Raw genomic sequence first — 21620 nt, forward strand, 5'->3', positions numbered from 1 at the left:
TAAAGGTTTAGTTCGGCGCAGGGCTCAAGCCCTGCGCCCGATCCGATTAGCTAGCGACGATATTGACCAGTTTGCCGGGCACCACGATCACTTTGCGGATCGTCAGGCCTTCGGTAAAGCGCAGCACGTTCTCGTTGACGCGGGCAGCCGCCTCGACGTCTTCGCGGCTGGCGCTGGCTGGCATATCAATCTGGCCACGCAGTTTACCGTTGACCTGAATCACCAGTTGCAACGTGTCCTGTACCAGGGCGCTGTCATCCTGTACCGGCCAGCCGGCGTCGATTACCGCGCCGCTGTGGCCCAAGCGGTTCCACAGGTCGTGGCTGATGTGCGGCGTGATTGGCGCCAGCAGCAGAACGACCGTTTCCAGGCCTTCCTGTACCAGTGCGCGGTCTTGTTCGGTGGCTTGCGGTGCTTTTTCCAGCACGTTCATCAGCGTCATCACCTGGGCGATGGCGGTGTTGAACTTGTGGTTCTGGCCCACGTCCTGGCTGGCCTGGCGGATGGCCAGGTGGGTGCTGCGGCGAATGGCTTTCTGCTCGTCGTTCAAGCCGGCCACGTCCAGTTTGCCCGGCAGACCCTGGCTGATATGGGCGTGCGCCAGGCGCCAGACGCGCTTGAGGAAACGGTGCGAACCTTCGACGCCAGAGTCGGACCATTCGGCGCTCATGTCAGGCGGCGAGGCGAACATCATGAACAGGCGGCAGGTGTCGGCGCCGAACTGGTCGATCATCGACTGCGGGTCGACGCCATTGTTCTTCGACTTGGCCATCTTCTCGGTGCCGCCGATTTCCACCGGCAGGCCGTCGGATTTCAACGTGGCGCTGATCACTTTGGCTTTGCTGTCACGCTCAAGCTCGACGTCCGCCGGGTTGAACCAGGTGTAGGCGCCATTGGCTTCGCGACGGTAGTAAGTCTCGGCGATCACCATGCCCTGGGTCAGCAGGTTCTTGAACGGCTCATCCGAGCTCACCAGGCCTTCGTCACGCATCAACTTGTGGAAGAAGCGCGCGTACAGCAGGTGAAGAATGGCGTGTTCGATGCCGCCGATGTACTGATCCACCGGCAACCAGTGGTCAGCGGCGGATTTTTCTACCAGGCCGCCTTCATAGTGTGGCGAGGCGTAGCGGGCGTAATACCACGAGGACTCGACGAAGGTGTCCATGGTGTCGGTTTCACGCTTGGCAGGCTGGCCGCATTTCGGGCAACTGCACTCGTAGAACTCGGGCATGCGCGCCAGTGGCGAACCGGCGCCGTCCGGCACCACGTCTTCCGGCAGTACCACTGGCAGTTGGTCTTCCGGCACCGGCACGTCACCGCAGCTTTCGCAGTGGATGATCGGGATCGGGCAGCCCCAGTAGCGCTGGCGGCTGATGCCCCAGTCGCGCAGGCGGAACTGGGTACGCGAGGCACCGAGGTTTTTCTTGATCAGCGCCACTTCGATGGCGTCGAAAGCGCCCTGGAAATCCAGGCCGTCGAACTCGCCGGAATTGATCAGCTCACCGTGCTCGCCGTAGGCGTCTTGCCACGGGGCCGGGTTGGTGTCGCCGGAGCTGGTGCGCACCACGGATTTGATCGGCAAGTTGTACTTGGTGGCGAATTCGAAATCGCGCTCGTCGTGGGCCGGCACAGCCATTACTGCGCCATCGCCGTAGTGCATCAGCACGTAGTTGGCGACCCACACCGGCAATTTCTCGCCCGTCAGTGGGTGCTCGACGAACAGGCCGGTTGGCAGGCCTTTTTTCTCCTGGGTGGCGACGTCGGCTTCGGCCACGCTGCCGCCTTTGCATTCGGCGATGAACGCCTGCAGCTCCGGGTTGTTCTGTGCGGCCTGGGTGGCCAGCGGGTGTTCGGCGGCCACAGCGACGTAGGTCGCGCCCATCAAGGTGTCCGGGCGGGTGGTGAAGACTTTCAGTGCGCCGGCAGCGCCGATGGAATCGACGTTGTAAGGGAACTGCACTTCCATGCCCTTGGACTTGCCGATCCAGTTGCGCTGCATGGTCTTGACCTGCTCAGGCCAGCCCGGCAGGTTGTCGAGGCTCGACAAGAGTTCATCCGCATAGGCGGTGATCTTGAAGTAGTACATCGGGATTTCGCGCTTTTCGATCAGCGCGCCGGAACGCCAGCCGCGACCGTCGATAACCTGCTCGTTGGCCAGTACGGTCTGGTCGATCGGGTCCCAGTTCACGGTGCCGCTTTTCTTGTAGATCACACCTTTTTCGAACAGGCGAGTGAACAGCCATTGTTCCCAGCGGTAGTAATCCGGCTTGCAGGTAGTCACTTCGCGCGACCAGTCCACCGCCAGGCCCAGGCTGCGCAGCTGGGTCTTCATGTAGGCGATGTTTTCGTAGGTCCACTTGGCGGGCGCCACGTTGTTTTTCATCGCGGCGTTTTCCGCCGGCATGCCGAAGGCGTCCCAGCCCATAGGCTGCAGGACGTTCTTGCCGAGCATGCGCTGGTAGCGCGAAATCACGTCACCGATAGTGTAGTTGCGCACATGCCCCATGTGTAGCTTGCCGCTGGGGTAAGGGAACATCGATAGGCAGTAGTAAGTCTCCTTGCCTGGCTGTTCACTGACTTCAAAGGACTTTTGCTCGTCCCAGAAGGTTTGGGCGGCATTTTCTATTTCACGGGGCTGATAGTGTTCGTGCATGGCTACTTTTGAACTGAATAGGGGTGGCCTAATCCTCTTCGGTGCAACGTTCAGGTTGATCGACACCAAGAAGCGGCGCGTCCGTGCCCAAACCCTGCGGGAAGTGGAGTTACAGGAAGCGCCGTAGCATACATGACCCCACTCTATCGAGGGAAACCCTGATTGCGCAGGCAGGGCCGTCTGTCGCGGCGCCAGGCAGGCGCAGCCACGGGGACTACGCTGTTTATTGGGGAGTGAGTCTTATCTTCAATGAGGTGAGGGGATGGTTGAATCGCAGCGAACTTTAACGAAACCGCAGTTGTACGAAGGACTGATCGACCGTTTGGGTCGAGCATTGGATGCCGCAAGAACTGCAGGCCGATTGTGTGATGAGCGGCCTCTGGAGCTGGAGTTGCGAGGCTTGAGCCAGGCAGAACTTGAACTGATCAAGTGCTACCTGGAATTGAATCACCACCGCGCCTCTCAGGGGCAGGCTTCCCCGCCTGCTCAGGAGCCCTCGCGTTCGGCCAAGGTGATCTGGCTGAAGGATGTGGCCGCCGGACGCGGTCCCGAAAAACACCGGGCCGTGCGGTACAAGTGAAACACGCGTTATTCGGTAGCCTTCTCTGAACAGGCTGGTAAAGATTGTCGCTAAACCCCGTTGCATTTAGGCTTCGGGCATCTTTGGAGATGCCCGATGCCTTTTCGTTATTTCATTAAACAATTGTTGTTGCCGCCCGGCATTTTTTTGCTGTTGATCGCGGTTGCCTGGTGGTTTCGCAAGAGTCGCCCGCGCCTGGCCGGGCTGTGTTTTGCCTTGGGGTTGGGCGGGATGTGGCTGATCAGCCTGCCGGTGATGGTGCAATGGGGCGCGCATGCCCTGGAAACCGAGCCGCCGCTGGCGCGTGAAGAGTGGGCAACATTGGCCCAGCGCGCCGATGCGATTGTGGTGCTGGGTTCCGGGCGTGAACGCGGTGACCCGGCGTGGGGCACTGATCAGCCCACCGGCATTGGCCTGGAGCGTCAGCGTTATGCCGCGCGATTGGCCAAGGCGTCCGGGTTGCCGGTGTTGACCAGTGGTGGGTTGCACTATGGCACGCCGCCCAGTGAGGCTGAGTTGATGGCCGTGTCGATGCTCGATGACTTTGGCGTCAGCGTGCGCTGGAAGGAAGAACGCAGCCGCACCACCTGGGAAAATGCGCAGATGAGTGCCGAGATTCTGCTGCCGCAAGGCATCAAGCGCGTGGTGGTGGTGACCCAGGCCTGGCACATGCCGCGCGCAGTCTGGAGCTTTGAAAAGGCGGGGTTCACCGTGGTGCCGGCGCCGGTCGGCTTTTTGGGCGTGGACAATGCCCGGCCGCTGGGTGGCTGGATGCCGGAGGTCAAGTCGGTGTGGCAGAGCGGGCAGTTGATCAACGAGGCGGCGGGGCAGGTGGGGTATCGGGTGTTTTACCGATAAGTACAAGCACCGCAGATTAACTGTGGGAGCTGGCTTGCCTGCGATGGCGTCGTGTCAGTTGGCCAGTTTCTAGCTGGCCCACCGCTATCGCAGGCAAGCCAGCTCCCACATTGGTTTATGGTGTTCGTTAGACCGTCTTGGACATCCGGCCCGCCAGCAACGCCCAGCCAAACAAGCCCAGGCACACGATGATCAACGGCCACGAGCGCCATTGCAGGTAGGGCGTGAGGTTGTGCATCGGCACCACTTCGCCGTAGAGAATCCCGCGTTCGAATTGCGGGATCTGCGCGGTGATCTGCCCGAACGGGTTGATCAGGCCGGTAACGCCGTTGTTGGTGGCGCGGATCATCCAGCGGCCAGCCTCCAGCGCACGCATCTGTGCCATTTGCAGGTGCTGCAGCGGGCCGATGGAGCGGCCGAACCAGGTGTCATTGCTGATGGTCAGCAGCAAGTCGCTCTGGGCCGAAAGGCCAGCAGCGAATTCCGGGTACACCACTTCATAACAAATGAATGGCGCAATCTGATAGCCCTTGGCCTGCAGCATCGCCTGATCGGCAGGGCCACGGGCGAAGTCCGACATCGGCAAGTCGAAGAAGGCAATCAGCCCGCGCAGCATGTCTTGCAGCGGCACGTATTCGCCAAAGGGCACCAGCTTCTGCTTCAGGTAAGTGCCTTCGCCTTCGCCGACCACCGTGATGCCATTGAAGTAGCGCTTCTGGTGGTGCACTTCCTGGCGAATCGGCACGCCGGTGATCAGCGCCGTGTGCCGGTCGGCAGCAAATTTGCCCATCATGCCCAAGTAGCCCTCGACGGATTCCTTGAGCACCGGCACGGCCGTTTCCGGCCACACCAGCAAGTCGACAGGCTTGGAGCTGAAGCTCATGTCGCGGTACAGCGCCAGCTGCGCATTGAGCTGTTCGGGGTCCCACTTCATGCTTTGTTCGACGTTGCCCTGGATCGCCGCCACCGTCAGTGGGGCGCCCGAGGGCGAGGTCCAGGCGTGATGCTTGAGTGCCAGGCCGATGGCCCACGGCGCAACCAGCAGCACCAGCCCTGCGCCGATAAAGCCGTTGCGCTTGCTCGCCAACAGGCGCGGCAAGTTGCACAGCACTGCCGCGGTCAGCGCCAGGGCGAAGGAGATCAACCACATCCCGCCCAGCGGCGCGAGGCCGGTGAGTGGGCCGTCCAGTTGGCTGTAGCCGGAATAGAGCCACGGAAAACCGGTCAGGAACCAGCCGCGAAAGGCCTCTTGGCCGACCCATAGCGCAGCAAACGTCAGCGCGTCAGCCAACGGCGCTTCATTGCGGCGCAGCCAGCGCGCCCACAGCCACGCGGGCAGGGCGAAGAACCAGGCAATGGCGGCGGTAAACAGCAGCATCAGGAAGCCAGCCAGCAGCACCGAAGCGCCGCCGAAATGGTGGATGCTGTAGTAGATCCAGCTGGTGCCGGCGCCAAACAGGCCAAACCCGAAACACCAGCCACGGCCCAGGGCCTGGCGTGGCGTCAGCTCGCGCAGGCCGATATAGAACAATCCGACCGCCACCAGTGCAAATGGCCACAGATCGAACGGCGCCAGCGCCAGGGTGGTGATGGCGCCGGCCACCACGGCCAGCAAGTTACCGGGCCAGCCGGGGCGGGTCAGACGGCGCATATCAATCCTTAGCGGGCAATAGGTGTCAGGCGAATCAAATGGATACGGCGGCTGTCGGCATTCAGGATGCGGAAGCGATACGCGCCGATTTCGGTGGTCTCGTTACGCTTGGGCAGGTGCCCGAACGCGCTCATCACCAGGCCACCGACGGTATCGAACTCATCGTCGGAGAATTCGCTGTCGAAGAACTCGTTGAAGTTCTCGATCGGCGTCAGTGCCTTGACCAGAAAATCACCGCTGGGCAGCGGCTTGATGTAGCTGTCTTCTTCGACGTCGTGCTCGTCTTCGATGTCGCCGACGATCTGTTCCAGCACGTCTTCGATGGTCACAAGACCGGCCACGCCGCCGTATTCGTCGATCACAATAGCCATGTGATTGTGGTTGGCGCGAAATTCGCGCAGCAGCACATTCAGGCGCTTGGATTCAGGCACGAAAGTGGCCGGGCGCAGCAGGTCCTTGATGTTGAAGTTGTCGCCGTTCTCCTTGAGGATCAACGGCAGCAGGTCCTTGGCCAGCAGGACACCCATGACGTCGTCATGGCTTTCACCGATCACCGGGTAGCGCGAGTGCGCCGAGTCGATCACGGCCGGGAGGAACTCCCGTGGCGTCTGGGTCGCCTTGATGCTGATCATCTGCGAACGCGGGACCATGATGTCCCGAACTTGCAGGTCAGCCACCTGGATGGCGCCTTCGACGATGGCCAGCGCTTCGCTGTCCAGCAACTTGTTTTGATGGGCCTCGCGCAGCAGCTCAAGCAGCTCCTGGCGGTTTTTCGGCTCGTGGGCAAAAGCCTGGGTCAGTTTACCCAGCCATGACTTCTGCCCGTTGCTCGATCGGTCTTCGCTCATAGCGATTACTCTAAATCCTTTGTTGTGTCAGTAAGGTGTAGTTTCAGTTTTCGTCGTCTGCATACGGGTCGCGGTGACCCAATTCAGCAAGCAACGTTTGTTCCAGTGTTTCCATTTCCAAGGCTTCGTCATCGTCTATATGGTCGTAACCCAAGAGATGCAAGCAGCCGTGGATGACTAGATGGGCCCAATGCGCCTCAAGTTCCTTGCCTTGTTCCCTGGCTTCGCGTTCCACCACTTCGACACAGATGACCAGATCGCCCAGCAACGGGATATCCAGTAACTCATCCGGTACGTCGGCGGGGAAGGACAGCACGTTGGTCGCGTAATCCTTTTGGCGCCAGGTGTGATTCAGTTCACGGCCTTCGGGCTCGTCCACCAGACGGATGGTCAGCTCCGAGTCAGCGGTGCGCTGGCGCAGGGCCAGGGCGCACCATTGACGGAACTGTGCTTCGCTGGGGGCGGGCGCTTCGGTGGCCAGTTGCAGGTCAAGCTCAAGCATCGCGGCGAACGTCCTTGGCGGGTGCGTCGTCTTTGTGGTCGAAACGCTCGTAGGCTTCGACGATGCGCTGCACCAGCGGGTGGCGCACCACGTCCTTGGGCATGAAGTGCGTAAAGCTGATGCCCGGCACGTCCTTGAGCACTTCAATCACCTGCGCCAGACCCGATTTAGTGCCCTTGGGCAGGTCGACCTGGGTGACGTCGCCAGTGATCACGGCGGTTGAGCCGAACCCGATACGGGTCAGGAACATCTTCATCTGCTCGACGGTGGTGTTCTGGCTTTCGTCGAGGATGATGAAGCTGTTGTTCAGCGTACGGCCACGCATGTAGGCCAGCGGGGCGATCTCGATCACCTGGCGCTCGATCAATTTGGCCACGTATTCAAAGCCGAGCATCTCGTACAGCGCGTCGTAGAGCGGGCGCAGGTACGGGTCGATCTTCTGGGCCAGGTCGCCGGGCAGGAAGCCGAGCTTCTCACCGGCCTCGACCGCCGGGCGCACCAGCAGGATGCGGCGTACTTGCTCGCGCTCCAGGGCGTCCACCGCACAGGCCACGGCCAGGTAGGTCTTGCCGGTGCCGGCAGGGCCGATACCGAAGTTGATGTCGTTACCAAGGATTTCCTTGACGTACTTCTGCTGATTCAAGCCGCGTGGGCGAATCATGCCTTTTTTGGTACGCAGGGCCACGCTGGCTTCAGCCACCGGGTTGTTGGCCAAATCTTCCACCGCCGATTCCTGCAGGTACAGGTGTACGGTCTCCGGCGACAGCTCACTACCCTTGGTTTCGCGGTAGAGGCGGCGGAGCAGGTTTTCTGCAGACGTGGTGTGTTGGGGTTCACCAATAAGCTCGAACTGATTGCCGCGGTTGCGGATCTCGATGCTCAGGCGTTGTTCGATCAGGCGCAGGTGCTCGTCGAACTGTCCGCACAGGTTGGCGAAACGGCGAGCCTCAAACGGCTCGAGGAGAAAACGATGGGGTTCTATGGGTGCGTTCAAGGTCGCTTTTAGCCGCCCTTTGGCTGTTGAGGTGAAAGAGAGGATAACGCCAGCCGTCGACGTGCGAAAGCACTTAAATGGGCTGGTTTCGATCTCAAGAACCCTGAAGATCCACTGTGGGAGCTGGCTTGCCTGCGATAGCGGTATATCAGTGCCAGTTGTATTGGCTGACTCACCGTCATCGCAGGCAAGCCAGCTCCCACATTTTGATCTTTATCAGGTCAGAGCGATCAGTTGACCAACGACCCGCGCAACGAGTGCGGTTGCGCCGCATCAATGTGCACATCGGCGAACTGGCCGATCAGGGTGGGCGTGTCGCAGCGGAAGTTGACGATCCGGTTGTTCTCGGTACGGCCTTGCAGCTCGCCCGGGTCTTTTTTCGAATAGTCGGTGACCAGGATGCGCTGGATCGAACCGACCATTTGTCGGCTGATCTCGAAGCCTTGTTGGTTCAGACGATGCTGAAGCGCATTCAGGCGCTCTTTTTTCAGCGCTTCGGGCGTGTCATCCGCCAGGTCGGCTGCCGGCGTGCCTGGGCGTTGGCTGTAGACAAACGAGTAGGAGAAGTCGAAACCGACGTCCTCGATCAGCTTCATGGTCTGTTCGAAATCTTTCTCGGTCTCCCCAGGGAAGCCGACGATAAAGTCCGAGCTGATGCAGATACCCGGCACCGCCGCGCGCAATTTGCGCAGTTTGGATTTGTATTCCAGGGCCGTGTGGTTGCGCTTCATCGCCGACAGAATGCGGTCCGAACCCGATTGCACCGGCAAATGCAGGTGTTTGACCAGCTCCGGCACCTCGGCGTGGGCCTGGATCAGGCTGTCGGAGAACTCCAGCGGGTGCGAGGTGGTGTAGCGAATGCGCTCGATGCCATCAACGGCGGCCACCACGCGAATCAACTCCGCCAGGTCAGCCAGGCGACCGTCGTGGGTCTGCCCGCGATAGCCGTTGACGTTCTGGCCCAGCAGCGTCACTTCGCGCACACCGTTTTCGGCCAGGTGGATGATTTCCGACAGCACGTCGTCAAATGGCCGGCTGACTTCTTCACCACGGGTGTAGGGCACCACGCAGAACGTGCAGTACTTGCTGCAACCTTCCATCACCGACACATAAGCGCTTGGGCCATCGATGCGCGGCTCGGGCAAATGGTCGAATTTTTCGATTTCCGGGAACGACACGTCCACCTGCGGCAGCTTGGTGATGCGCGCGGCGTCGATCATTTCCGGCAGGCGGTGCAGGGTTTGCGGGCCGAAGACCACGTCGACATAGGGCGCGCGGTCGCGGATCGCGGCGCCTTCCTGGCTGGCCACACAACCGCCGACGGCGATCACCATGTCCGGGTTGGCCAGTTTCAATTCACGCCAGCGGCCCAGCTGCGAGTAGACACGGTCCTGGGCCCGCTCACGGATCGAGCAGGTATTGAGCAGGATTACGTCGGCATCTTCGGCGCGGGCGGTGACTTCCAGGGCCTGGTGTTCGCCCAGCAGATCGACCATGCGCGAGCTGTCGTACTCGTTCATTTGGCAACCGTGGGTTTCGATGTAAAGCTTCTTGGCCATGGGAATCGTCAACTGGTGGTAAAGAACCGCGCATTATAGGGGGCATGTCCATTGGTTCCTAGCGTTGTGCATCGGGTGCCATGCTATAGTTCGCGCCCTCTTTTATATCCCCGATGTGTTATCCGCCCACCATGACCAAACGTGAAGCTCCAATCTATAAGGTGATTTTCCTTAACCAGGGCCAGGTGTTCGAAATGTACGCCAAGCAGATCTATCAAAGTGATCTGTGGGGTTTCCTGGAAGTGGAAGAGTTCGTCTTTGGCGAGCGCACCCAGTTGGTCGTCGATCCGGGCGAAGAAAAGCTCAAGGCGCAGTTTGAAGGCGTAGTGCGCAGCTTTGTGCCGATGCATTCGATTGTGCGCATCGATGAAGTCGAGCGCCTGGGCACGCCGAAGATCAGTGAAGCGCGTGGCACCAGCAATGTGATGCCGTTTCCGATGCCGATGCCTGAGAAGTAGGGCGTTAGACCGAGGTGTGCCCATCGCAGGCAAGCCAGCTCCCACATTCGACTGCATTCCAATCTTGGTGTGGGAGCTGGCTTGCCTGCGATGGCGGTAGAAGGGTTTAGCTGAAATCAGGGCAGGGGCGAGAACGGCGAGCGCCCATCGGCACTCTGCAATTCCTGCAGGTAATTGCGGAAGATCTGGCCCAGCACCTGGGTCGCCACTTCCAATTCATCGCGCTGCATGTGTTCGGCGACTTCGTCGGCGGTGTCCAGCGCGTCTTCGGCGCCGTTGACCGCAGCCATTTTCAGCACGATGTAGGCCTGGACGTTATTGGCTGGCACGCCTTCGCCTTTGAAGAACATGTTGCCCAGTTCGAATTGCGCCTGGGCGTGGCCCTGCAACGAGGCTTTCTCGAAGTAGCTCAAGGCTTTGTTGAGGTCACGGGCGGGGTTTTTGTCGTCGTGGTAGTACTCGCCCAACTCGTATTGCGCCTGCGCATCCCCGCCATCGGCCTGTTTCTGGCACGCGCTCAGGGCTTCGGCCTGGCTGTCTGGCTGGGTATTGAGGGTGCAACGACCCATCGCTGGGATTAACAACGAGTTGCCGCCTGCTTGTGCATGTGCCAGCAGCGGCTGAAGGAGCAACAGGCAGCCCAGAACCAGGGTGCGGCCGGTGCGTTTCATGGGAATCGACTTACCTCTGACGGGGCGCGCGGACCCTCGGGGGTCCAATAAGCGCGCATTATGAAATAAGCAGGCCTCTGCTTACAAAGTCTTTACTCGTTTTTCTGCTGCGTGGGCAAGTTATCTGCCCAATTACAGGTAATTTCTCGTAAAACTTAGGAAGTCTCTGTAAGCAAAGTAGCAAATCTGACGCCACCAAGGGCAACGTCAGACGGATTGGCCGTTTATTTCAGGGCCGCGAAGGCGCGCTCGGCAGCATCCAGGGTCAGTTTCAGCTCTGCGTCGCCATGGGCGATCGAGGTAAAACCGGCTTCGAAAGCGCTCGGTGCCAGGTAAACACCGCCTTCCAGCATCAGGTGGAAGAAGCGCTTGAACAGGTCGGCATCGCTGCCCATTACGTCATCGAAGGTGACGATGTCGTCGGCGCCGCTGAAGTACAGGCCAAACATACCGCCCGCCTGGGTCGTCACGAACGGGATGCCGGCCGCATCGGCACGCTGTTGCAGGCCATCCAGCAGGCGAGTGGTGTAGTCGGTCAGCTCGGCGTGGAAGCCCGGGCGGCTGATCAGGCGCAGCGTGGTCAAACCGGCAGCCATGGCCAGCGGGTTGCCCGACAAGGTGCCCGCCTGGTAGACCGGGCCCAGTGGCGCGATGTGTTGCATGATTTCGCGCTTGCCGCCGAAGCAGCCCACCGGCATGCCGCCACCGATGATCTTGCCGAAGGTGCTCAGGTCCGGTGTAACGCCGTAGTGAGCCTGGGCGCCGCCGAGGGCGACACGGAAACCGGTCATTACTTCATCAAAAATCAACACCACGCCGTGCTTGTCGCACTGCTCGCGCAGGCCTTCGAGGAAGCCCGGCGCCGGTGGTACGCAGTTCATGTTGCCGGCGACCGGCTCGACGATGATGCACGCGACTTCCTGGCCCACTTCGCTGAGCATCTGCTCGACGGCGGCGATGTCGTTGAACGGCAGGGTCAGGGTGTGCTTGGCGAAGGCCGCCGGTACACCGGCCGAGCTTGGTACGCCTTGGGTCAGTGCGCCGGAACCGGCTTTCACCAGCAGGCTGTCGGAGTGGCCGTGGTAGCAGCCTTCGAACTTGATGATGCTGTCGCGGCCGGTGAAACCACGGGCCAGGCGAATCGCGCTCATGGTGGCTTCGGTGCCGGAGCTGACCATGCGCACCATTTCCATCGACGGCACGATCGAGCACACCAGGTCCGCCATCTCGGTTTCCATGGCGGTCGGGGCGCCGTAGGACAAGCCGTGCTGCAGCTGCTGGCGCACCGCGTCGAGCACGTCCGGGTGGCTATGGCCGAGGATCATCGGGCCCCACGAACCGACGTAATCGACGTAGCGCTTGTCATCTTCGTCGGTGACGTAGGCGCCTTCGGCATGCTTGAAGAACAACGGTGTGCCGCCCACGCTCTTGAACGCACGCACGGGGGAGTTCACACCGCCGGGAATGTGTTTCTGGGCATTGGCAAACAGGGTTTCGGAACGGGACATGGTCGGGCTCTCTAAACTGAAATTTTAAGAAGATCGTTGAAGGCGCGGGCGCGGCGCGTGACTTCCTGGGTGCTGTCGGCACCAAACAGGCCGTGCACCACGGCGAGCAGGTCGGCACCGTGGGCCACCAGGGGTTCGGCGTTCTCCAGGGTGACGCCGCCGATCACGCAGATCGGCAGCTGCAAACGCGCGCGGGCCTGGGCCAGCATTTCAACGGTGGCGGCGGGTGCGCCGGGCTTGGTGTTGGAATTGAAGAAGCGCCCGAAGGCGACGTAGCTGGCGCCCTCTTTGGCGGCCTGTTCGGCCAGTTCGATCTGGCTATGGCAGGTGGCGCCGATGATCGCTTTGGAACCGAGCAACGCACGGGCTGGGGTCAGCGGGCCGTCAGTTTGCCCCAGGTGCACGCCGACGCCCAGGCGCGCGGCCAGTTCGGCGTCGTCATTGATAATCAGCTGGGTCTTGTAGCGCGAGCACAGCTCTCGCAGCTTCTCGGCTTCACGCAGGCGGCGGGCTTCGTCGCTGCTTTTGTCGCGGTACTGCAGCAGGGTCACGCCGCCGTCCAACGCCGCTTCGACGTAAGCGAGGAATTTGCCGGCCAACAGTTGGCTGTCGGTAATGGCATACAGGCCACGTAGTTTCATCGGGCAGGCCTCTTTTGCTTTAAGAGCAGAAATCCAGCGGCAAACGGCGCGGCACGAACTGGCCCTGGCCGAGTTGTTCGGCGTCACGCAACGTGCGCCAAGTGTAGTTGAGCGCCGATTGCACAGCGCTGACCAGGCCTTCGCCCTGGGCGATACGACCGGCCAGTGCGCTCGCCAGCGTGCAGCCGGAGCCGTGATAGCTGCCGGGCAGGCGCTGGCAGGTAAAGGTCTGGCGCGTGCCGTCGCGGCTGTACAGGCGATTGTGCACTTGGTGCTCGTCGCCATGGCCGCCGGTGATCAGCAGGTGCTTGATAAACGGCAGCAGCTTCTCGGCGCATTCGTCCGCCGTGCCTTCAGGCAACTCGGCGAGGATGCGCGCTTCAGGCAGGTTGGGCGTGGCGATCAGCGACAACGGCAACAGCCGCTCGCGCATCGCGTAGCCGACCTCGTCCTTGCCCAGGCTGCCGCCGCCACCGGCGCGCAGCACCGGATCGCAGACCACCGGCAGGTGCGGGTGCGCCTGCAGCAGCTCGACCACGGTGTCGACCATCGCGGTGGAGCCGAGCATGCCGAGCTTGACCGCCGCCACTTCGGAATCGCTGAGCACGGCATTGGCCTGAGCCATTACCCACTCGCGGTCGAGCACGCGGAAATCGCTGACATTGACGGTGTTCTGCACGGTCAGGGCGGTAACGGCCGGCGCCGCATGACAACCTTGGGCGAGCAGGGCTTCGATATCTGCCTGCAAGCCGGCGCCACCACTGGGATCATGGCCGGAGAGACAGAGAACAACAGGGCGAGAGCTGTAGATATTCATGGTGCGCGAGCTTACCACCAAACGCTTTTTGCGTGGCCGTCTGGCGCAGGTTCAATTGCGTCAATGTCTACGTGGGATTGTGGCGGTTTGCTAGCATCGAGCGGTGTTGGAAAATTCGCTGAAAGCCTTGACCTAGAGCCTTTCAAAAAATTTTATCAATGGTGTCTAATGGCCTGTAGCGGCTATGCTAGAGTGGATCCAAACAACTTACGATATCGCCGGTTTACGTCTACTCAAAAGGAATGGGGGGCTTTTGACCTAACCGGACAGGCCACGCTGGGGCTCTATGCGCTATTTGCTGATTTTATTTTTGTGCGGGCTGCCGATGCTCGCCGGCGCCGTCGAGTTCAATCAGAGCACTCGAAGCCTGCCGCTGGGTCGCGTCATGCAAGTGCTCGAAGACCCTACCGACGCCCTCACCATCGCCCAAGTCAGTTCTCCCGCCTACGCCGCCCAGTTCAAGACCCATGACCAAGCCACCCTCAATGCTGGCTATTCGCGCTCGGTGTTCTGGCTCAAGGTCGACCTGCATTACACCGCCACGGACCCTCGCGCCCCGCGCACCTGGTTCCTGGAGTTGGCTTACCCGCCGCTGAACCGCCTCGACCTGTACCAGAACGACGGCACCGGCAGTTATCGGCTGACCACGCGCACCGGCAGCGCACTGCCTTTTGCCAGCCGCGAAGTGCGCCAGAGCAACTACCTGTTCAAGCTCAACTTTGTGCCCGACCAGCAACAAACGGTGTACCTGCGCCTGCAAAGCGAAGGCTCGATCCAGGCGCCGCTGACGCTCTGGGCCGGCACTGCCTATCTGGAAGAACAACCGCTGCGCCTGTATGTGTTGGGTGCCATCTATGGCGTGCTGCTGGGGATGCTGGTCTACAACCTGTTCATCTACCTGAGCGTGCGCGACACCAGTTACCTCTATTACATCCTCTATATCGCCTCGTTCGGCCTTTATCAGCTCTCGGTCAATGGCGTGGCCGTGGAGTACTTCTGGCCCAACAACCCGTGGTGGGCGAATGCGGCGGTGCCGTTCCTGATCGGGTCGGCGGCGCTGTTCGGCAGCCTGTTTGCGCGCAGCTTCCTGCACACGGCGCAACACAGCCGTTGGCTCGACCGCCTATTGCTTGCGCTGGCGGCCTGCGGCGCGGTGGTGATGGTGCTGGCGCTGCTGACCAGCTATGCCGTAGCCCTGCGCCTGGCCACCGGCTTGGCGCTGGTGTTCACCGTGACCATCTTTATTGCCGCGATCAAGGCCTGGTATTGCGGCCAGCGCATGGCGCGCTATTTCATCATTGCCTGGTCGGCTTTCCTGTTGGGCGGGGTGGTCAACACGATGATGGTGCTGGGCTACCTGCCGAATATGTTCCTTACCATGTACGCCAGCCAGCTCGGCTCGGCCATCGAAGTGGCGCTGCTGTCCCTGGCCCTGGCAGACCGTATCAATGGTATGCGCGAGCAGCAGGCGCAGATCCTGTTCGACGCCAGCCAGAAACTCGAAGTGCTCAACCAGCAGCTCGCGCGCAGTAACCGCCTCAAGGACGAATTCCTCGCCACCCTGACCCACGAATTGCGCACGCCGATGAACGGCGTCATCGGCTCACTGGAGTTGATGCAAACCGTGCCGCTGGACGACGACCTCGCGCAGTACCAGCAAACCGCCGCCGGCTCGGCGCGGGACATGATGCGCATGGTCAACGGCATTCTCACCCTGACCGAATTGCAAGCCGGGCGCCTGACAGCCCAGCCGCAGGTGTTCAGCTTGCGCGGCGCCCTCGACACCTTGCGCCAGCAGTTCAGCGCCAGCGCGCAGAGCAAAGGGTTGGAATTTTCCATCGACGTCGCGGATGAGCTGCCGGACCGCGTGATCGGCGACGACGGCAAACTGATCCAGTGCCTCGACTGCCTGCTCGACAACGCCTTCAAGTTCACCCATGACGGGTCCGTACGCGTGCGTGTGGTGGGTGTTCCACACAGCGACGGCAGCCTGCGCCTGAGCTTTATCGTGACCGACAGCGGTATCGGTTTCGCTTTCCTCGACGAGGCCACGCTGTACCAGCGCTTCTTCCAGGTGGACGGCTCGATGACCCGCGAATACGGCGGCCTGGGCATCGGCCTGGCGATTTGCCGACAACTGATCGAGCTGTTGGGTGGGCGCCTGACTCATCATTCCGAGCCACGCAAGGGCAGCCGTTTTCAGCTGGATGTGAGCGTGAATCCGCTGCCGCCCGAGCTAAAAGCGCAGCCCCATGAACCCCTCACGCAACGTGCGCCCCATGAATGCACGGTGCTGCTGGTAGACGACAACAGCGTGGGCCAACTGGCGGTGCGCGGCATGCTGCTCAAGTTGGGCTACCGGGTGAAAACGGTGGACAACGGCCCCTCCGCGTTGGCGCTCTTGCAGAATGAAACCTTCGACGCGGTACTGCTGGATGTGCCTGAAGGCGGTTTCTCGTTGTGTTGTCAGATTCGTGCTTTGCCCGGTTGCGGTGAACTGCCGGTGATCGCCCTGAGTGCGTCACTGAATGTGTCGGATCGTGAGCGCTGCCATGGCATCGGAATCACCGACCGGCTCGCCAAACCCGTGCGTTTTGACGCGTTGCAGGCCGTACTGGAACGCCGTTTACTGTGCCCGTTAGAGGGCGAAAGCGCCGAACATTAGGCGGGTATGCCACTTTTTTAAGCCCTGTGACGGTGCTTAACTGAAATTCTGGCCTCAACTGTACGTGGCCTTTTTTTCCAGGAGGCCTGCCATGAACCTGCACCCGTTCGCCGAAACCCACGACGTCACCAACCAGCCACCGTCCCTGGACGGCACCAACCTGTACCGCATCGACTTGCCCCTGCAAGAGTGGTCGCGCCGCTTTGGCGCCGGCTGGGCCGAGGCGCGTATCGATGCCTATGGCGCGCTGGCAGGCGGGCCGTTGATGGAAGCAGGGTTCCTGGCGAACCAGAATAAACCGGTGTTCAACAGCCATGACCGTTATGGCCATCGCATTGACCTGGTGGAGTTTCACCCGGCGTATCACGAGCTGATGCGCACCGCCGTGGAACATGGCCTGCCGTCGCTGCCGTGGGCGCATCCGCAGTCCGGCGCCCACGTGGCTCGCGCCGCCATGACCTACCTGCACAGCCAGGCTGAAGCCGGTACCGGTTGCCCGCTGACCATGACCTTCGCCTGCGTACCGGCCTTGCGCCTGCAACCGGACCTGGCGCAGACCTGGCTGCCGAAAATCCTCAATACCGAATACGACCCGCGCAATGTCGGCATCGCCCACAAGGCTGGCGCCACTATCGGCATGGCCATGACCGAAAAGCAGGGCGGCACTGACGTGCGCGCCAACACCACCCGTGCGTATCCGGTTGGCGCGGGCGGCCCCGGGCAAGCCTATGAGTTGGTGGGGCACAAGTGGTTCTGCTCGGCGCCGATGTGCGATGCGTTCCTCACCCTGGCGCAGACCGACAAAGGCCTGACCTGTTTCCTGCTGCCTCGGCACCGTCCGGACGACACGCGCAACGAGTTCTACATCCAGCGCTTGAAAAACAAACTCGGCAATTGCTCCAACGCCTCCAGCGAAGTGGAGTTTCGCGGTGCCCTGGCCTGGATGATCGGCGAAGAGGGCCGTGGCGTGCCGACCATTATCGAAATGGTGGCCATGACACGCTTCGACTGCATGGTCGGCTCCAGCGCCTTGATGCGCCAGGCGCTGACCCAGGCCAGCCACCATTGCGCGCACCGTTTGGTCGGTGGTCGCATTCTCAACGAACAGCCGCTGATGCAAAACGTGTTGGCCGACCTCGCGCTGGAAAGTGAGGCTGCGCTGGCCTTGAGCATGCGCATGGGTCGCGCGCTGGACCACCTCGATAACGAGCAGGAAGCCAAGTTCGCCCGGCTGGTGACGGCGGTGGGCAAGTATTGGATCTGCAAGCGTGCGCCGGCGATGATCAACGAGGCCGCCGAGTGCATGGGCGGTGCCGGCTACGTCGAAGACAGTATCCTGCCGCGCCTGTACCGTGAGGCACCGGTGAATTCGACGTGGGAAGGTTCCGGCAATGTGCAGTGCCTGGACGTGCTGCGGGCGCTGTCGAAAGAGCCGGGCGTGCTGGAGACGCTGTTTGTCGAACTGGGTGACGGGCATGGCGACAAGCCGTTGGCGCGGCATATCGAGCAGCTCAAGTCGGCGTTTATGGATACCCAGGATATTCAATACCGTGCGCGGCAACTGACCGAGGACATTGCCGTGGCGCTGCAGGCCAAGCTGTTGCTGGAGGCCGGGAATGCGGCGGTCAGTGATGGGTTTATTGCCAGCCGCTTGGGTGAGTCGTCCGGCCGGGTGTACGGCACCTTGCCGCGTGGGGTGAATGTTGAGGCGATTGTCGCCCGCTCAACCCCCAATCCTTCTGAGTAAACAGGGTTCAAAATGTGGGAGCTGGCTTGCCTGCGATAGCGGTGTGCCGGCTCCCACATAAATCAATGACCCACCGCCATCGCGGGCAAGCCCGGCTCCCACAGGGATTGCACCCCTCTTGAGAGGGCACTCCAATTCAAAGTTTGCGTCTGACAGGGATACAGGCAAGATAAAGGCCTGCAAGTCAGAACACAGGATGCTTACCGTGACCGAAGCTTTTGTTGTCGTTCAAACCGCTGAAGAAGCCGTGGACCGGCTGGCGGCTCTTCATGAGCGTGCTACCGGCGCGCTCAATCAAGCCCTCAAGCAATACCTCAAGGACCGCGTCGAGCCCGACGCCGAACAACGCGCACTGTTCCGCTACCCGGAACTGCGCCTGACCTACCACTGCCACGGCGAAGTCCCACAGACCACCCGCGCGTATGCCAAGGTCCAACTGCCGGGCACCTACAGCGTCACCGTCACCCATCCGGCAGCATTCCGTAAATACCTGCTGGAACAACTGGTGCCGCTGATGCACGACTTCACCGTCACGGTCGAAGTCGGCGTGAGCCAACAGAACATTCCGTACCCGTACGTAGTCGAGCAGGGCGATGAACTGGCCGGCTCCGGCGTCACCGCCGCGACCCTGGCGCGCGTGTTCCCCAGCACCGACCTGTCCGCCGCCACCGACGGCATTGCCGATGGCCTCTACGACTGGGAAAACACCGACCCGTTGCCCCTGGCGCTGTTCGATGCCGCCCGCGTGGACTTCTCCCTGCGCCGCCTGGTGCATTACACCGGCAGCGACTGGCGCCATGTGCAGCCGTGGATCCTGCTGACCAACTACCACCGCTACGTCGACCAGTTCATCCTGCATGGCCTGGAGCAATTGCGCAGCGACCCACGGTTTATCCGCATGGTGTTGCCGGGCAACGTGATCATCGACAAGAGCATGGACCACGGCGAAGCCTCGGCCATTGCTGCGGGCGTGGTCTGGCACCGTTACCAGATGCCGGCCTACCACCTGCAAGCCAGCGACGGCCACGGCGTGACCCTGGTGAACATCGGCGTCGGCCCGTCCAACGCGAAGAACATCACCGACCACCTGGCCGTGCTGCGCCCGCACTGCTGGCTGATGATCGGTCACTGCGGCGGCCTGCGCCAATCCCAGACCATCGGCGACTACGTACTGGCCCACGCCTACATGCGCCGCGACGGGATTCTCGACCGCGTAGTGCCGCCGAACATCCCGATTCCGGCCCTGGCCGAAGTGCAGATGGCTTTGCAACAAGCGGCGGCCAACGTCACAGGCGAGAAAGGCGAAGAGCTGAAAAAACGCCTGCGCACCGGCACCGTGCTGACCTACGACGACCGCAACTGGGAGCTGCGCTGGGCCCAGGAACGGCCGCTGATCAACCTGTCCCGCGCCGTGGCCGTGGACATGGAAAGTGGCACCATCGCTGCCCAGGGTTACCGCCTGCGGGTGCCGTATGGCACGTTGCTGTGCGTGTCGGACAAACCGCTGCACAGTGAAATCAAGCTGCCGGGTTCGGCCAACGCGTTCTATGAACGTGCGGTCAGCCAGCACTTGAAGATCGGCATCGAGGCGGTCGACCTGTTGCGCACCGAACTCAACTCGCTGCACTCGCGCAAACTGCGCAGCTTCGACGAGCCGCCGTTCCGCTAAGCGGTTGGGATGGTCATTTAGCGGTCAGGCCACTAGCATTGTCGGTCCTGACCGTTAGATGTTCCTTTGCCATGTCCCGTCCCACCCGTCCCGATGCGCGCCGCCCTGGCGTGAAACCTCCGTACTCCGCTGCACGTCGCGTCGCCAAGGCGCCACCGGCCGAGCCGAAGTTGATCCTGTTCAATAAACCCTTCGACGTACTGACCCAGTTCAGCGACGAAGGCGGGCGTGCGACGCTCAAGGATTTTATCGACATCCCCGGCATCTACCCGGCCGGGCGCCTGGACCGTGACAGCGAAGGCCTGCTGCTGCTGACCAACGATGGCCAGTTGCAGGCGCGGATTGCCGACCCCAAGCACAAGCTGGCAAAGACCTACTGGGTGCAAGTCGAAGGCGAGCCCACCGAAGAACAACTGCAACGCCTGCGCGACGGTGTGGAGCTTAACGATGGCATGACTTTGCCCGCCGAGGCACGCCCGTTGGATGAGCCTGAACTGTGGCCGCGCAACCCACCCGTGCGTTTTCGCAAAAGTGTGCCCACGCACTGGCTGGAGCTGGTGATTCGTGAAGGGCGTAACCGCCAGGTGAGGCGCATGACCGCGGCGGTGGGCTTGCCGACCTTGCGTCTGGTGCGCGTGCGCATTGGTGACTGGTCGATTGATGGCCTGGACCAGGGCCAATGGAGGGAAGTACCGGCGCGTTTATAAGGCGCCGGACTCGATTAGGCCGATCACTACGCTCTTGATGATGAACGCGGCCACGCCCAGGCCCAATACGAAGAACAGGATGAACGAGCCAAAGCGCCCAGCCTTGGATTTCTTCGCCAGGTCCCAGACGATGAAGCCCATGAAAATGATCAGGATAGTGACCAGGCCGGTCATCATCCATTCTTCGAACAGGGCGGGGTCGATGTTGTTCATGTGAGCATTTTCCGGCAGGGCAGGCGGGAAGTATAAGGCAGGGCTCCAGGCGGAGCATTGACCTGAGTCTTGATGGGGTCAATGTGGGAGCTGGCTTGCCTGCGATAGCGTCACCTCGGTCTGCCTGATAGTCCGAGTTGTCTGCATCGCAGGCAAGCCAGCTCCCACACAAGCCAGTTTCCACATTGGATTTTCTTTGTGCTTGAGATCAGGTACGCAGGTGCGTCAGCGGCAGCTCGGTGCTGTTCAATACCTGGTTGAGCACAAAACTCGAGCGCACGCTGGTCACGCCTTCAATACGGGTCAAATGCCCCAGCAGCAGTTTCTGGTAGTGATCCATGTCCGGCACCACCACTTTCAACTGATAGTCAGCATCCATTCCGGTCACCAAGCTGCATTCCAGCACCTGCGGCAGGGTGCGGATCGCCGCCTCGAAGTTTTCGAAACGCTCGGGTGTGTGACGGTCCATGCCGATCAGTACATAGGCCGTGAGGCTCAAGCCGAGCATCTTGCGGTCGAGCAGCGCGACCTGGCGCGCGATGTAGCCATCGTCTTCAAGCTGCTTGACCCGGCGCGAGCAGGGCGAAGGCGACAGGCCGATGCGTTCGGCCAACTCCTGGTTGGAGATCCTCGCGTCGCGCTGCAATTCCGCCAAAATACTCAGGTCGTATCGGTCAAGCTTGCTCATTGGGTTGGCCTTTGTCGTAACTATTGCGGTGAATTATCTATGAAGGGTTAAAAATTGCGCAAGCACTGTTTATTGACGCAATCTTCGCAATCATCTGCCGGCGCGGCGAGCCTATGATTACCAACAGAATCACCGCCTGGACAACAGTCCACTTGCAGCGAGCCCAATCAGGCCCGTTGCGGCCGCCGCCC

At 61.3% G+C, this 21620-nt stretch carries 19 protein-coding genes; 7 read left to right on the plus strand and 12 right to left on the minus strand.

Annotation, left to right across the window (positions count from 1 at the left end; genetic code table 11):
• Positions 1 to 46 precede the first annotated feature (46 nt).
• Positions 47 to 2653: a leucine--tRNA ligase gene (gene leuS / locus L8I05_RS22775; RefSeq protein WP_242171619.1), complete on the minus strand. Its 2607-nt coding sequence runs from the start codon at positions 2651 to 2653 to the stop codon at positions 47 to 49.
• Positions 2654 to 2915: 262 nt separating this feature from the next.
• Here leuS and L8I05_RS22780 point away from each other — a divergent pair, with 262 nt between their 5' ends.
• Together L8I05_RS22780 and L8I05_RS22785 are read left to right on the plus strand one after the other, a co-directional pair.
• Positions 2916 to 3233: a hypothetical protein gene (locus L8I05_RS22780; protein WP_159960139.1), complete on the plus strand. Its 318-nt coding sequence runs from the start codon at positions 2916 to 2918 to the stop codon at positions 3231 to 3233.
• A 96-nt stretch (positions 3234 to 3329) separates the two neighbouring features.
• On the plus strand, positions 3330 to 4091 hold the full coding sequence (locus L8I05_RS22785; protein WP_242171620.1) for a YdcF family protein: 762 nt from the start codon (positions 3330 to 3332) through the stop codon (positions 4089 to 4091).
• 127 nt (positions 4092 to 4218) lie between these two features.
• Here L8I05_RS22785 and lnt read toward each other — a convergent pair whose 3' ends face one another.
• The 5 genes from lnt to miaB all read right to left on the minus strand — a co-directional run bounded on the left by lnt (position 4219) and on the right by miaB (position 9645).
• A complete protein-coding gene (gene lnt / locus L8I05_RS22790; RefSeq protein WP_242171621.1) occupies positions 4219 to 5742 on the minus strand; it encodes an apolipoprotein N-acyltransferase in 1524 nt (507 codons plus the stop codon).
• A gap of 8 nt (positions 5743 to 5750) precedes the next feature.
• Positions 5751 to 6590 (minus strand): HlyC/CorC family transporter, encoded by an 840-nt coding sequence (locus L8I05_RS22795; protein WP_015373027.1) that lies wholly within the window; start codon positions 6588 to 6590, stop codon positions 5751 to 5753.
• A gap of 43 nt (positions 6591 to 6633) precedes the next feature.
• Complete coding sequence (gene ybeY, locus L8I05_RS22800) at positions 6634 to 7092, minus strand: rRNA maturation RNase YbeY (protein ID WP_159960135.1); 459 nt, start codon at positions 7090 to 7092, stop codon at positions 6634 to 6636.
• Complete coding sequence (locus tag L8I05_RS22805) at positions 7085 to 8086, minus strand: PhoH family protein (protein ID WP_159960133.1); 1002 nt, start codon at positions 8084 to 8086, stop codon at positions 7085 to 7087. The genes ybeY and L8I05_RS22805 overlap by 8 nt, the downstream gene beginning before the upstream one ends.
• Positions 8087 to 8316: 230 nt before the next feature.
• On the minus strand, positions 8317 to 9645 hold the full coding sequence (gene miaB, locus L8I05_RS22810) for a tRNA (N6-isopentenyl adenosine(37)-C2)-methylthiotransferase MiaB (protein WP_159960131.1): 1329 nt from the start codon (positions 9643 to 9645) through the stop codon (positions 8317 to 8319).
• A 131-nt stretch (positions 9646 to 9776) separates the two neighbouring features.
• Between miaB and L8I05_RS22815 the strand changes: the two genes are divergently transcribed.
• Positions 9777 to 10103 carry a DUF1820 family protein gene (locus L8I05_RS22815; protein WP_003194436.1) on the plus strand — a complete coding sequence of 109 codons (327 nt, stop codon included), beginning with the start codon at positions 9777 to 9779 and terminating at the stop codon, positions 10101 to 10103.
• A gap of 116 nt (positions 10104 to 10219) precedes the next feature.
• Here L8I05_RS22815 and L8I05_RS22820 read toward each other — a convergent pair whose 3' ends face one another.
• From L8I05_RS22820 to L8I05_RS22835, 4 genes are all read right to left on the minus strand, one after another.
• Positions 10220 to 10774, minus strand: coding sequence for a tetratricopeptide repeat protein (locus L8I05_RS22820; protein WP_242171622.1), 555 nt, complete (start codon positions 10772 to 10774; stop codon positions 10220 to 10222).
• A gap of 224 nt (positions 10775 to 10998) precedes the next feature.
• Positions 10999 to 12282, minus strand: a complete 1284-nt coding sequence (gene hemL, locus L8I05_RS22825) for a glutamate-1-semialdehyde 2,1-aminomutase (RefSeq protein ID WP_010174801.1) — start codon at positions 12280 to 12282, stop codon at positions 10999 to 11001.
• A gap of 11 nt (positions 12283 to 12293) precedes the next feature.
• Positions 12294 to 12923 carry a thiamine phosphate synthase gene (gene thiE, locus L8I05_RS22830; protein WP_119740910.1) on the minus strand — a complete coding sequence of 210 codons (630 nt, stop codon included), beginning with the start codon at positions 12921 to 12923 and terminating at the stop codon, positions 12294 to 12296.
• Between the two features lie 19 nt (positions 12924 to 12942).
• Complete coding sequence (locus L8I05_RS22835) at positions 12943 to 13740, minus strand: hydroxymethylpyrimidine/phosphomethylpyrimidine kinase (protein ID WP_242171623.1); 798 nt, start codon at positions 13738 to 13740, stop codon at positions 12943 to 12945.
• Between the two features lie 286 nt (positions 13741 to 14026).
• Here L8I05_RS22835 and L8I05_RS22840 point away from each other — a divergent pair, with 286 nt between their 5' ends.
• The 4 genes from L8I05_RS22840 to L8I05_RS22855 all read left to right on the plus strand — a co-directional run bounded on the left by L8I05_RS22840 (position 14027) and on the right by L8I05_RS22855 (position 20528).
• Positions 14027 to 16405 (plus strand): hybrid sensor histidine kinase/response regulator, encoded by a 2379-nt coding sequence (locus L8I05_RS22840; RefSeq protein ID WP_242171625.1) that lies wholly within the window; start codon positions 14027 to 14029, stop codon positions 16403 to 16405.
• A gap of 91 nt (positions 16406 to 16496) precedes the next feature.
• On the plus strand, positions 16497 to 18152 hold the full coding sequence (locus L8I05_RS22845; RefSeq protein WP_242171627.1) for an acyl-CoA dehydrogenase family protein: 1656 nt from the start codon (positions 16497 to 16499) through the stop codon (positions 18150 to 18152).
• 196 nt (positions 18153 to 18348) lie between these two features.
• On the plus strand, positions 18349 to 19821 hold the full coding sequence (gene amn, locus L8I05_RS22850; protein ID WP_024077553.1) for an AMP nucleosidase: 1473 nt from the start codon (positions 18349 to 18351) through the stop codon (positions 19819 to 19821).
• A 71-nt stretch (positions 19822 to 19892) separates the two neighbouring features.
• Positions 19893 to 20528, plus strand: coding sequence for a pseudouridine synthase (locus L8I05_RS22855; RefSeq protein ID WP_242171629.1), 636 nt, complete (start codon positions 19893 to 19895; stop codon positions 20526 to 20528).
• Here the strand turns inward: L8I05_RS22855 and L8I05_RS22860 are convergent.
• Positions 20523 to 20732, minus strand: a complete 210-nt coding sequence (locus L8I05_RS22860) for a DUF2788 domain-containing protein (protein ID WP_025999909.1) — start codon at positions 20730 to 20732, stop codon at positions 20523 to 20525. The genes L8I05_RS22855 and L8I05_RS22860 overlap by 6 nt on opposite strands.
• 217 nt (positions 20733 to 20949) lie before the next feature.
• The gene (locus L8I05_RS22865; protein WP_003194418.1) at positions 20950 to 21429 is read right to left on the minus strand and encodes an Lrp/AsnC family transcriptional regulator; all 480 of its coding nucleotides are present in this window, start codon (positions 21427 to 21429) and stop codon (positions 20950 to 20952) included.
• Positions 21430 to 21620: the final 191 nt, after the last annotated feature.

It is taken from the genome of Pseudomonas sp. MONT-RG-20F-20-E-7-02 (assembly GCF_022662395.1).
GTDB lineage: Bacteria > Pseudomonadota > Gammaproteobacteria > Pseudomonadales > Pseudomonadaceae > Aquipseudomonas.